This window comes from Corallococcus sp. AB018, from assembly GCF_003986945.1.
Taxonomy (GTDB): domain Bacteria; phylum Myxococcota; class Myxococcia; order Myxococcales; family Myxococcaceae; genus Corallococcus; species Corallococcus exiguus.
The window spans coordinates 17,374-30,021 of sequence record NZ_RAWR01000041.1; the positions used below are offsets into that span (position 1 = coordinate 17,374).

Sequence of the window (12,648 nt, forward strand, 5' to 3'; positions counted from 1 at the left end):
GTTTCACGGAGAGTGACGTAGACTGTCACGCCGAGCCCACCGCCATGTACGACGCGCAGATCACCACCGCCCTCAACGACGCCTCGAAGTTCCTGCTGAAATCAATTGTTACCGGAGGCGCCACTCCCACGCCGAACCTGGCGAGGCCCTTCATCAAGCAGGCGCTCGAGATGCTTGTGGGGGACCTGGCGGCGCACTGTGGCATGCAGGGCACGGGCAAGCTCCTGCCAGTGCTCATGGGCTCGAACTTCCTCAGGCAAGCGGCGGTGGACCTGTACGGCCCGTGTATGTGCGCGTCGATCCAATCCAGTCGCGGCGAATGGGGCATCGTCGACAACGTCCTCTCCAGACGGACGGGGAGCGCGATGTGGAGTATCGGGCGCGGACTGCTGGGCACCGTGACGACGCTCGAGGAGACGTTGACGGACCGCGTCTGGGCGTTGATCAAACGGGTGGTTGCGGGGCATGTGCAGTTCGGCTCGGACCTGCTCGCGCGCATCCAGCGCGACCGCGCCCTGCTCAACCGGGCCTATGGCATCACGGGCACCCTCAACGGGCTGACGGTCACGGGCAGCGACCCGCACCGCACCGGGCACCGCGTGGTGCTGCTGCGGTTCTCGGACGGGCGGCGCGCTGTCTACAAGCCGTCGGACCTGACGTTCCAATTGCTGCTCATGGGCGACCCGGCGTCGTTCCAGGTCTGCCACGAGCACTATCCGGCGCTCTTTCCGCACACCGAAAGCCTCTTCACGGCGCTGGACCCGGAGCTGCCGGCATTCCGCATCGTCGCGATGCCGCACCGGCTGGGCGAGTACGGCTACATGCAGATGGTCGCCAAGGCGGACGTGATTCCCTTGCACGACCAGGGGGCCTACTTCCGGAAGATGGGCCGGATCATCACGGTGGCAGGCCTCTTCGGCCTCAGGGACCTTCACGAGGAGAACGTGATGGCCACCGCGGACGGGCCCTACCTCATCGACGCGGAGATGGGGTTCTCCTACCCGAGGCCGGGCGTGGGCACGCTCGACAACTCCTCACTGAACCGGGCCCTGGTCATCAACCCGGAGGACTACAGCAACGTAGGCGGCGTCTTCTCCGCGAACCTCTACCAGGGCGCCTTGGAGATCGCCAAGGTCTCCGGGCCCTACGACCCCAATGAAATAAACGCGAGCTTCGCGTCGGTGGCCCACGGGCCCCGGGTGAGCGCGGCCACGTACCCGAACGTCCTCCTGCAAGGCATCCGGGAGATGGTGGATCGCATCCGGTCAGCGGCCTGCCGCCTCTGCCGAACGCCTGCTCCAGCTACGACTTCACGTCCTACCGCGGCCAGAACGGGACGCGCCTCCGGTGCAACTGCGGTCCGGTGGGTGGCGGCACGGTGTGGGGGACGGACCTCTACACCGATGACTCGAATTCCTGCGCGGCCGCGGTGCACGCGGGGGTGATTGCGGCTTCGGGTGGGAACGTGACCGTCACCATCCAGCCGGGGCAGGCCAGCTACACGGGCACCACGCGCAACGGCATCACCACGTTGTCCTACGGCGCCTGGTCGGGGAGCTACTCCCTCAGCCCGTAGTCGTCGCGTTCGCATCCGGAACGAGCGGCCCCTGGGGGTGTTTGCCCCCGGGGGCTGTCTACTGACGGTCAGGCCTCGGTGGTATCGGCCCGCTCGGCGTCCGGGTGCTCCTCGCTACACACCCGAGAGGATTCCTCGGACTCTTCGGCGGCCACGGCGTGGACGCAGGGGGCACCCCACTCGTCACACGTGATGTAGTCCCCGAACCGGGTGGTGCAGATCGCGTCGCATGAAATGCCCGCCTGACAAAGCTGGGCACATGGGATGGGCCGGGCGAAACCCATGGTGGGAGCCATCGAGAGCAGGGCGACAGCAGCGAAGAGGCGTCGGATGCGCATACCGGACTCCAGGGGGAGAGGGTTCGCGTGGATGCGCCCGCATGGGCGAACTCCAGAAAATCGTGGCTATCCGCTACTCGCTGACGCTCAACGCCAGCGTGCTGACGCCTGAAGAGGTGGCCATCAGCCGCTTCGGCGGGCTGGAGGCGTGGGGCCTGCCCAGACAGTGACGGTGGACAGGGATTGCCTCCGGGGAATTCGGGCTGTGGCAACTCCTGTCACATTTCGTCTCGCTTTGCGAGAGGATGTTCTTGGGAGGTCTACGACACCTTGTTCGTGTTCCGGACTCCATGTGACAGTCTCCGCGCGGCGGCTCGCACCGCTGAACCCAAACCATGGAGCTTTGGACATGCGTCTCCCCAGTGCAACGCCTGAGGTGAAGTCCAAGCAGAACGGGACCGATCTTCTGCGGCGACTCATCGCCGGGGAGTCGGTGCCGGACGTCTACCCCCTGGGAAGCCTTCGGCACGGCGGCCACAACCTCTTCGTCAAGAAGGAGAAGACGGAGGAGGAGCTCGCCAAGGAGAAGCTGGCGAAGGAGAAGAGGGAGGCGGAGGCCGCGGCGCTCGAGTTGGCGAAGGCGAAGCTCAAGCAGGGCCTCATCGCGCAGGGGACACAGCAGGTCCAGGGGTTCGTCGCGGCGTTCCTGCAGAAGCTGGCGGGGCCGCGGCTGGCGGTGTTTCGCGAGGGCACAAAGGATGGCCACAAGCACGAGCGGGGGTACCAGAGCTGGGGCAGCGGCACCTCCAGCCTGGGGAGCGTCTATGAGTTCACCTCCGCCGCGAAACCGCTCGAGGACTCCTTCCGCAAGGTCTTCATTGCGATGAAGAACTCCCTGGAGGGGGCCCAGGGGCTCCCGTACCCGTTCCAGATCCGGCTGAGCAAGTATGACACCCAGCACGCGCACCTCTTCTACAACCCGGTGCTCGACGAGATGGGTCTCATCTTCCACTCCAAGGAGTATCCGAAGGACATCCCGAGCCTGAGCGACGCGGGCAAGGCAGGGGACACCTACAACGACTGCGAGGTGCGGGATTCCACCAAACAGCGGTATGCGGAGACCTTCTACGGCCGCAACCTGCTCTGGCTCCACAGCACCCAGTCCCTCTACATGCTGGACGGAGCGCCAGACAGCAGCATCTTCAAGGACCTGATCTGGGTCGGCTGGATCGCCGACATGTTCCTCGATGATGGTATCCGTGACAGCGACCAGCTCTTTGGCCAGTTCGCCTACAAGGTTGACCAGAGCCTGTTTGGAGTGACGTGGCTCCATATCAACTTCTTTGACTACAACATGTTCGTGGGCGTCGCGGCGTAGCCTGGTGCCGCCAAACGGCGACCCGCCAACGACTGTTGCTTGCGCGTGAGGTCGTCGCTCGTCCCGAGGTGGGTCACGCAGACCTTGTCGCTCTGGGAGCCCGCCGGAAGGCCCAGAGCCTGGACATACGCACACAATGGGAGCGCGGCCTGGGGTGGCGTGTAACCCAACGGGGCTCCAGTGACCTGTCCACCGGCCGGGAGCATTGCTTGGACGGTCTCACTTCACCCTCCCTCTTCTTCAACAGGGCTCTGTTCCTTTTGTGCGTTTCACGGGAAGTGGGGCATTGTGACTGACTGAAACAAGCCAGTGGGGGGCGCAGCGACAGCCTCCATTCAATGGGAAATTCATGCACGCAATGAGAACCAGCAGGGTTCTGCTGTTGGGATTGGTATGTGTTGCCTTGAGCTGTAGCAGCAAGGCGCCGGAAGACAAGCCGTTGGCCCGCAGTGCTTCGCCATTGGTGGAGGAATGGACGGCCACCGGCACCATGGCTGAGTCGCGCAAGTACCACGCGGGTGTGGTGCTGCCGACGGGCAAGGTGCTGGTGATGGGTGGCTACAACGCCAGTGGCTACCTGTCCTCCTCCACCGTTTATGACCCTGCGACAGGCACCTGGACGGCCGCCGCCCCCATGCCGGCGCCTCGGCAGGTGCTCACCGCCACGCTGTTGAATTCGGGCAAGGTGCTCGTGGCGGGCGGCGAGAACGCGACGGGCCGCCTGGCTTCCACGGCGGTCTATGACCCCGCCACCAACACATGGGCTTCCGCAGGGAATCTTGCCTCGGGTGTGGCTCGCGACTCCCTGACGGCGACGCTGCTGCCTTCGGGCAAGGTGCTGGTGGCGGGCGGAGGCAACTCCGGTGGCCCCAAGTTCAACGTGGATGTGTATGAGCCGGTGGCGGGAACCTGGAGCGTGGGTCCGAGTCTGGGAGTGGCGCGGCGCAACCATACGGCGACGCTACTGACGACCGGGCAGGTGCTGGTGGCGGGCGGCGTCGGGGGCGCGAGCCTGGCGACGGCGGAAGTGTATGACTCGACGAGCAATACCTGGACGGCGACGGGAGGGCTGGCGACGGCGCGCTACAACCACACGGCGACGCGGCTGCCCTCGGGCAAGGTGCTGGTGGTGGGAGGGCGCAGCAGCGGTGTCGGAGTGGTGGGGACGGCGGAGATTTACGACCCGGGCACGGGGACGTGGAGCGCGACGGGCTCGCTGGAGAGTGCGAGGGAGCTGCACACGGCGACGCTGCTGAGCACGGGGAAGGTGCTGGTGGCGGGAGGACAGAATGGGAGCGCGTTGAGCAGCACGGAGCTGTACGACGAGGCCAGCGGGACGTGGAGCGCGACGACGCCGATGGGGGTCGCGAGGTACGTGCACGTGGCGGCGCCGCTGGAGGGAAAGATTTTGGTGGTGGGAGGAACCGGGAGCGCGAGCCTGGCGACGGCGGAGGTGTATGGGTATGACGCATGCGCCGGGGTGAGCTGCGACAGCGCGCCGGGGTCGTGCCACGAGGCGGCGGGCACGTGTAGCAATGGGGTGTGCAGCTACGCACCGAAGGCTTCGGGCGCGGCCTGTGATGACGGGAATGCCTGTACCGGAACGGACGCGTGCAACGGCGCGGGTGTTTGCGCGGGAAGCGCCACCCACTGCGACAGCCCGCCCGGGCAGTGCTACGAGGCGGCGGGCGCATGCAGCAACGGGACGTGCTCCTACACGTACAAGGCGGCCGGCGCGGGGTGTGATGACGGGGATGCATGCACGGTGGGTGAGACGTGTAACGGGAACGGAGGGTGCGCGGGGACGCCGGTGAGCTGCACCAGTCCGCCCGGGCAGTGCTACGAGGCGGCTGGCACGTGCAGCGCTGGAGCGTGCACCTATGCGCCGAAGGCCGCGGGCACCGCCTGCAATGATGGCAACGGGGGGACCCTCAACGACGTGTGCAGCGGGACGGGGGCGTGCGCGGGAGTGCCGGCGTGCACGACGCCTCCGAGCGCATGCCATGACTCCCCGGGCACCTACGCCAACGGGGCCTGTACGTACCCGGTGAAGGCGGCTGGGACGGCATGCGGCGCCGGTCAGGTGTGCAACACGACGGGACAGTGCCTGAGCGGGTGCTGGATTGGAGGGGCGTACTACGCGGCGGGGACCACCCACCCCAGCGTGGCCTGCCAGGAGTGCAACCCGGGCATGACGACGAGCGGTTGGAGCAACAAGGCCGTGGGAAGCACGTGCGCTGCCCCTGCGTACGGAAACTGGGGGAGCTGCGATGGATTCAGTGACACGTGCGATGAGTCGGGGAGCCAGTCGCGCACGGTGACGGCGTCTGCCTGCACCAGCAGTGGGGCATGTGCGGGCACGGGCTCGAGCGAGACGCAGGCGTGCACGCGAAGCACGGGAGGCACGGCGTGCGGTACGAGCTACGGAGGCTGGGGAAGCTGCGGAGGCTTCACTGACTTCTGCGACACGACGGGGACGCAGTCGAGGACGGTGACGGCCTCGACGTGTGGCTCCGGGACGTGCAATGCGTCGAGCAGCAGCACGGAGACGCAGGCGTGTACACGGGCGGCCCCCAACACGAACTGCGCGGCGCCCAGCTACGGGGCGTGGGGCGCGTGCAGCTTCAGCGATGCCTGTGCGCAGACGGGGACGCAGTCAAGGACGGTGACGAGCTACGGCTACAGCTGCGCCAGTGGGCAGTGCGTGGCGTCCACGAGTACGGAGACGCAGGCGTGCACGCGCAACACGAATGGCGCCAGCTGCGGTGCTCCCAGCTACGGAGGCTGGGGAAGCTGCGGTGGCTATAGCAGTACCTGCGACCAGACGGGAACGCAGTCACGCTCCGTCACTTCGTACACCTGCTCCAACGGGACGTGCGGTTCCTCTGCTGGCTCGGAGTCGCAGACGTGCACGCGAAACACGAATGGCAGCTCGTGCGGCACGAGCTACGGAGGCTGGGGAAGCTGTGGAGGCTTCAGCGACTTCTGCGATTCGACGGGGACGCAATCGAGGACGGTGACGGATTCGACGTGTGGCTCCGGGTCGTGCAACGCGTCGAGCAGCACGGAGACGCAAACGTGCTCACGGAGCGCCCCCGGTCCCCAGCCGTGCCCCTCGAGCTATGGGAGCTGGAGCGCCTGTGGTGGATTCAGCAGTGCATGCGACGCGACGGGCACGCAGTCTCGCCAGGTGACTCACTACACCTATAACTGCGCGACGGGACAGTGTACGCCAACCTCCAGCAGCTCGGAGACCCAGGCGTGTACGCGGAATCCCGGTCCGGATGCGTGCGGGGCGCCAGTCGTCGGGCCGTGGGGCACGTGCAACATGGTCACCCCCTGTGGGCAGGGGCTCCAGACAAGGAATGTGACGAGTTACAGCTGCTCAAGTGATGCATGCGTGTCGTCCACGATCACGCAGACGCAGGACTGTTCAGTCCCCGCGATTCCGGGTTGGACGCTGTGCGGCGATGGCTCGTGCTCGACCCTGGAGAGCAACAACAACAATTGTGGCGCTTGTGGGAATGCCTGTACGGGCCCCAAGTACAATGTGTGCATGGGCGGGGCCTGCTGCAATTCGCCGACCAATTGTTTGTAGGTCCGCTCTCTTCAGCATGAGGAGCGGTGGCTGTCGGTGAACCCACGCGGAGAGACTTCACCCGTCTCTCCGCGTGGGAGCCCGCGGCCTGATGCGGCGCGGCTAGTAATTGAGCCAGCGGTAGCCCGTGGTCGCCGAGCCCGAGCACAGCAGGGAGTTCGGCTTCTGGGTCGTGGCGTTGCAGCAGTCCTTCGTGGCGTTCGGGGTCGTGCACCGCTGGTTCACGTACTGGCTGCATGACGGCAGCCCGCTGCACGATGCCGGACACGCGGTCGACACGCCGTCGCACGTCACGCCCTGGTTGTTCGTCGACGTGCAGGTGGTCCCCGTACAGGAGACCGACGTTCCCCCAGCGCAAGTCGCCGTACAGGTTGCGAACTGAGACACCGTCCGCGCTTCAGCCTCGGGGGCCATCGTGTCTTCGAGGGCCGGGCCGCCGCAGCCCAGGAGGGAAAGGCCAATAAACGTCGCCATCGCTGCAAGAGAGATCTTCATGAGAAGCCCCTGGAGGTCCTTCGAGTGAGCCTCAAACGCTATCATGGAGACTGCGGAGTCCACCTTGAGCCGCGACTGTCAACCATTTCCACGTGCGGCTCTCATGAGCCTTGCAAGACGATTCTCTGGGATCTCATATCCGCCGACGTAGGCAACTGCTCGTCAGTGGCGTTCATCACCCAGAAGACCTTGTTGAGGTAAATGGGGGGCGTCACAGCATGCGCTGTAGTCGAAAGCGTAACCGCCCGGATGACGAGTTGTGGCGACGCTTCGGTCTATCGGCGCTTCCAGCTGTGGAGGCGGAGGGAATCGAACCCACGGCCAGCGTTGCGAAAACCCCAGCAGAATCGCGCCCTTACCTCGCAAACGCCCGGAACCATTCGGATTAGACTTCCCTCCGCGTCCCGCCCTGTCCCGGCCCGTCCCAGCACATTCCGCAGGCTCCTGCGACATACGTGCAACATGGCGCCAGCCCCCAGGCCAGTGAGGGCCGGCACCTGATTGGCGCTCTAGTTCGTGCTGATCTCGTCCTGGGATGCCTCAAAGCCTTGGGGACGCCGAATGCCCAGCTCGGTCAGCGCCTCGCCGGCCAGCTTCATGAGCTTGAGCAGCTCGGCTTCCGCGTCCTCCTGCCCGAAGACCTCACCATCCCCCAGCCAGTGGCGCAGGTCCGCTGCCAGCTCGCGCGCTGATTGGTAGCGGTTATCAGGCGACGGTTGGAGAAGCCGCCCCAACGTCACGCGCAGCCCCTGCGGGAGGTTCTCCGTCAACGCGTCTAGGGTCGCCTGCGTGTAGGTCGCCGCACGCCAGATCACGTCTTCAACCAAGGGGTGACTGTTCGCGAGCCGGGCCCGCCTGATGGCACGCCGGACGCGCGTCCGCTGCCGCTTCGACAGCGAATCCTTCACGCTTTCAGTGAGTTCGTCTGGGGCGTCGAGAATGTTCTTCCCTGTCGCGATTTCGAGCATGACGACGCCGAGCGCGAAGAGGTCCGAACGTGCATCAACACGCCCGGTCAAAAGCATTTCGGGGGAAGAGTAGAACGCATCCCCCAGCGGACGGCGCACCGTGGATGAAACGCGCCCAGGCAAGTCCGACAGGGCGAGTCCGAAGTCGGCAACCTGCACGCCACCCTTCCAGTCAACGAAGATGGTCCCCACGTCGACGGCCCGGTGAACGATGTTGAGGGGCTTCCCCTCGCCGTCCTTGGCCTCGTGGGCGTGCTCAAGGGCCGCAGCCACCTTGGCCCCCACGTACAGCGCAAACAGGGGCGAGAACCGGCGCCCGCACTCCGCAGCGAGCGTCAGCATGTCGCTCACGCTGTGCCCTGACGGATGATCGGTGATGACGTACCAGCACCCTTCCGCCTTGTGCATCCCGTGGACGCGAAGGATCCCCGGATGGTTGAGAAAGGTCGCAAGACGCACCTGCTCTTCGAGCCTTACCCTTGCCCGCTTGACGCGTGCCCCCTCCTGGCCCGTCTGGGGGCCTACCGCCTTGAGCAGCACCTTCCCCCGGGGGTGGTTGCCCTCCAGCGTCCGGCGCCGCGCGACGAAGAGGCTCAGCCCGTGGTGCGCCTCGCCCAGGTCTTCGCGGAACTCGTACTGAAAGCCGCCTGTCGTGAAGAGAATCGCCCCTCGGGGAACCTTGAACTCGATTGCCGGCATGCTCCTGCCTCCAGTTGCTCGCGCGGGCACCGAAGCCAACGCGTTGCGAGGAGCATATTACCCGTGGGATGGGCTCCGTGGAAACTGCCCTGCTAGGTCCTATAGCGTTCTGCGGAAGGGCGGACGAAATCGAGCACCTACCCGGTACGTCACCCGCGAGGCGCTCAGGGCCAGCGGTCCACGACGGTTCCGCCGTCCCAGTTGAACGCCTTCACCTTGCCGTCCTTGAATGCTTTGGCGGTCGCCTCCACCACGAAGCAAACGGGTTGCTCGTCCTGCCCTGGGAGCTTCACGCGGTCATACCGGACAACGAGTGCCGGCCCATCCGCACGCCCCATCTTGTCGGAGAGGTAGTAAGCCTTTCCGTAGAAGCGTGTTCCGACAGGCGCGACCTCCAACTGTCGCCTAGCGCCGGTGCCCTTCGGAACGATTCCCACCACCTCCTCGCCAGCCGAGAACCAAACGTCTTCGCGTCCGTGACGATCGTCGAGAACGAGCGTGAACTTGTCGCCGTCCGTCCAGTGAAGATTCTCCCGCATGGCCTGTTCCGCTCCAGCCGGGCAGGTGAACGACTCGGGCCGGATCTGGGCACCCGGACAACCCGCCGCCAGCGCCGCGACGAGCGATAGCGACGCGCACTCAGCGGCAGCAACGGACTTCTTCGGCATTCGGGGCGTGCGTCCTTGGGTCAGGACTTCGGGGGCGGGGTTCTTCAATGCGGATCCTTCCTTCGGAACAGCGGCGATTGCCGGCCCAGGGGCTGTCACGGGCGACGGGCCAAGAGGTGACATAGCAGGAGGGGCAGTCATGGGCGGCGTGGAATGGGGAGCGCTGCGAAGGCGCGGGCTCTCAGCGACACGCGGCGCGGGAGGTGGGGTGGGAATCTCGGCTGATGGGCCCCAGAGGGCCGCAGCCACGACGAGCGCGGCGACACCCGCAACGCCCGCGAGCCACCTTGCCGGCCGGTGCGGGCGCTTCATCAGGGCGACGTGCAACTTGAGGGGGACGGGGTTGATAGGGAGCGGCGCTCCGAGTGGTCCCCGCGTGTCGGGCTCGGACGGATGCTGTTCCGATGGCGGATGCGCCGGCACGTCGTAGTCGACGATAGGGTCGGCCCGGAGATCCGCGAACTCGCGCCGGAGTGCTTCCGTGTCGACCGGGCGCCGTGAGGGGTTCCTATCCAGGAGGCTTTCAACGAGATCGCTCAGCACCTCGGGAACACGAGCGTTCGCGAGTCGGGGCGGCGGCGGCTCGAATTGCTGGCTGTTCAAGGCGAAGCGCGGGCGGAACTCTGTCGGTCGCGGATCGGTCAGCAGCTCATGCAGCATGACGCCGACGGCGAAAATCTCGTCGGCCACCTGGAAGGCATATCGGGCCCGGTGCTCGTCCTTGTGCTCGCGCAGGAATTGGAACTGTTCTGGCGCGCGGTAGCGTTCGGTTCCCGGAGGCAAACCGCCCTCCGTCAGGTCTTCGGCCAGCGAGTAGGTCGCACAGCTAAAATCGATGATGACAGGCTCGCCGTCGCTCTTGCGGATCAGGACATTGAGCAGCTTCAAGTCCCGATGCAGCACGCCCTGACGGTGCATGTAAGACAGCGCACCGGCAATCTTTTCGAAGACGCTCAGGATCTCGCGAATCGTGGGGTGTTTTCGCTCTGCCCACTCCGCGAGCGTCCAGCCGTCCACGTAGTCAAGCGCAAGGTACACGTTGCCGGTCGCCGTGTAGCCATACCCTTGCGAGCGGACGATGTTCGGGTGCTCCAGCATGAGAAGCGCCGTCAGCTCGCGCAAGGTCCGGGCATGGGTCTGCTTGAAATCCCCGCTCACCTCCCGATGACGCGCCACCTTGATCGCACCGCGCTTGCCGTTCTTATCCCCGAGGAAGACGCGGGCAAAGCCACCGTTGCCGAGTTCCTTGGAAACCTGCCATCCGTCAATGTGGGTGCCGGGCGGCGTCTCTGTCGGCGTCGCCGTCATTGGGTGCCCCCCGCCCCGGGCTTCGGAAAGCGCACGTCAGGAATCGTCAAGTTGCGGCCCCCATCCCCTCGCAACTCCAGGGTGAAAACAAGGCTCGCGTCTGACTCTTGAATTTCAGCGACCGCGAGCACGCGCCTTTCCTCCCCCGGCAGGATCGGCCCCTTCTTCTCCGTCACGACCCGCGCCCGCAATGGCATGCCGACACGCCCCGTAAACGTTGCCTCTCGTGGCGTCCAGGCTGGCCGATCGGATTCGTTCCAGATCATCACGTCCACCAGAATCCAACCCTTGCCCCGATAGGAAGTTGGATTGGCTGACGTGAAACCCTGAGCGGGTTCCTGACTGCCTTTGATGTTGGCTGTTGTGACGCCTTTCCCATCCACGAAGCCAAGCAACACGAAGTCTTCCGGCTTCGGCGCCGGCATTTGAGCGTCCGTCGGACAGGCGTCGTTCGGCGGCGCTGGACGCTGCACGTCGATCCGCAAGTCCACTTCGGCCGGGTCGGTCACGAGCACGAAGGCGGCGCGTGCGGGCGCTCGGCCGTCGGCGAAGAAGACCCCGATCTCCTGCCGCTCTCCGTCGGCGAGATTGGCCACGGGCTGAACGATGATTGAGCGCTCGCCTGCATCCAGGACGCGGATCCGGGACTCGTCGAAGGTGAGGGTCTTCCGCTGAATCGGCGAAGAGAAGAGGAACACCGTCGGCGTGTCCGCCGCGACATGGACAACGGGAAGCGGTTCGGCGGGCGTGCTGGCGACGGTCACAGGGCGCTTACGGTCAACGCGCGCCCCCGGTGCCGGCTCAGCCCCCGCAGCAGCTCCCGAGACGAGCGCGAGCGCTAGGGCCAATCTGAACGGTTGGAGCAATGGTACATGACCTCCCGAGGGGGAAGGCTACCATCGGGGGTCGGCGCGCAGTGGGTCTCTTTCCTACAGGCGAACCCGTCCCATGTGGGTCAGCGGTGCACCTTGCCGCCTCACAGAAACGCTCTGTCGACGAGCGGCACGGAAGAGGCGGCAACGCCCCAGGTGGGCCGCAGGTACGCGACGAGCAACTCGTTTTCCCAGCCGCCCGGACGCCCCTTCATCCAGTCGGGGTCCAGGGTGCGCCCCGCGCCAACCGCGATCGCCCGACAGTTACCCTCGCGGCCCGCCCGAACGTGCATGGCAGGCCGGTGTGAGTGCCCGAAGGCGACCGTAAGGCCCGGGGCGCCCCATTCGTCCGCGACCTTCGCGGCGTGATGCTTCGGGAGCATCTTCGCGATCTGGTGGCCGTGCATCAGCCGCAGGTTCCCTTGCTTGAGGGGCTGAGCACCATCATCCGCGAGAACGGCAAGCGGTCGATCGTGGCGTCCCTTCGGGCGCATGGCACGGGGAAGAACCTAACCGCGTTCTCGCGGATGCTCTTCGTGAACCCGCCTGCGGACGGTGGCGCGTGGGAACAGGCAATCGGCCGCATCCACCGTCAGGGGCAGCTCGCCGACGAGTGCGAAGTCGAGCTGTACCAGCATACCGAAGAACTCGCGGACGCCTTCCGAAAGGCTCGCGACTTCGCGCGATTCATTGAACAGGTCGAAGGCACACCGCAAAAGCTGTGCTTCGCCTCCTACAGCTGGCCAGCCGTCTAGAACGTGCCTCGACTTGGGATGAAGGTGCTAGAGTGCATTTCTGCGGCATTGCT

Annotated in this window: 10 protein-coding genes; 7 read left to right on the plus strand and 3 right to left on the minus strand. The window is 65.8% G+C overall.

Features of this window, described 5'->3' with window-relative positions:
• Positions 1 to 44: 44 nt before the first annotated feature.
• The 6 genes from D7Y11_RS44235 (at position 45) to D7Y11_RS43250 (ending at position 7,212) form a co-directional block, all read left to right on the plus strand.
• Positions 45 to 1,445, plus strand: coding sequence for a DUF4135 domain-containing protein (locus D7Y11_RS44235; protein WP_121756037.1), 1,401 nt, complete (start codon positions 45 to 47; stop codon positions 1,443 to 1,445).
• A complete protein-coding gene (locus D7Y11_RS11415; RefSeq protein WP_233605295.1) occupies positions 1,379 to 1,576 on the plus strand; it encodes an LCCL domain-containing protein in 198 nt (65 codons plus the stop codon). The genes D7Y11_RS44235 and D7Y11_RS11415 overlap by 67 nt, the downstream gene beginning before the upstream one ends.
• A 379-nt stretch (positions 1,577 to 1,955) precedes the next feature.
• Positions 1,956 to 2,084 carry a hypothetical protein gene (locus tag D7Y11_RS44950; protein WP_255430444.1) on the plus strand — a complete coding sequence of 43 codons (129 nt, stop codon included), beginning with the start codon at positions 1,956 to 1,958 and terminating at the stop codon, positions 2,082 to 2,084.
• 179 nt (positions 2,085 to 2,263) lie between these two features.
• Positions 2,264 to 3,232, plus strand: coding sequence for a hypothetical protein (locus D7Y11_RS11420; RefSeq protein WP_126933694.1), 969 nt, complete (start codon positions 2,264 to 2,266; stop codon positions 3,230 to 3,232).
• Between the two features lie 490 nt (positions 3,233 to 3,722).
• Complete coding sequence (locus D7Y11_RS11425; RefSeq protein WP_158641927.1) at positions 3,723 to 6,830, plus strand: kelch repeat-containing protein; 3,108 nt, start codon at positions 3,723 to 3,725, stop codon at positions 6,828 to 6,830.
• A gap of 127 nt (positions 6,831 to 6,957) precedes the next feature.
• Complete coding sequence (locus D7Y11_RS43250; protein ID WP_158624542.1) at positions 6,958 to 7,212, plus strand: hypothetical protein; 255 nt, start codon at positions 6,958 to 6,960, stop codon at positions 7,210 to 7,212.
• Positions 7,213 to 7,834: 622 nt separating this feature from the next.
• Here the strand turns inward: D7Y11_RS43250 and D7Y11_RS11435 are convergent.
• The 3 genes from D7Y11_RS11435 to D7Y11_RS11445 form a co-directional block, all read right to left on the minus strand.
• Positions 7,835 to 8,992, minus strand: coding sequence for a protein kinase (locus D7Y11_RS11435; protein WP_126933696.1), 1,158 nt, complete (start codon positions 8,990 to 8,992; stop codon positions 7,835 to 7,837).
• Positions 8,993 to 9,156: 164 nt separating this feature from the next.
• The gene (locus D7Y11_RS11440) at positions 9,157 to 10,968 is read right to left on the minus strand and encodes a serine/threonine-protein kinase (RefSeq protein ID WP_126933697.1); all 1,812 of its coding nucleotides are present in this window, start codon (positions 10,966 to 10,968) and stop codon (positions 9,157 to 9,159) included.
• Complete coding sequence (locus D7Y11_RS11445; RefSeq protein ID WP_126933698.1) at positions 10,965 to 11,834, minus strand: DUF2381 family protein; 870 nt, start codon at positions 11,832 to 11,834, stop codon at positions 10,965 to 10,967. Before D7Y11_RS11445 ends, D7Y11_RS11440 begins: the two co-directional genes overlap by 4 nt.
• 314 nt (positions 11,835 to 12,148) lie before the next feature.
• Between D7Y11_RS11445 and D7Y11_RS11450 the strand changes: the two genes are divergently transcribed.
• Complete coding sequence (locus tag D7Y11_RS11450) at positions 12,149 to 12,595, plus strand: hypothetical protein (RefSeq protein ID WP_126933699.1); 447 nt, start codon at positions 12,149 to 12,151, stop codon at positions 12,593 to 12,595.
• Positions 12,596 to 12,648: the final 53 nt, after the last annotated feature.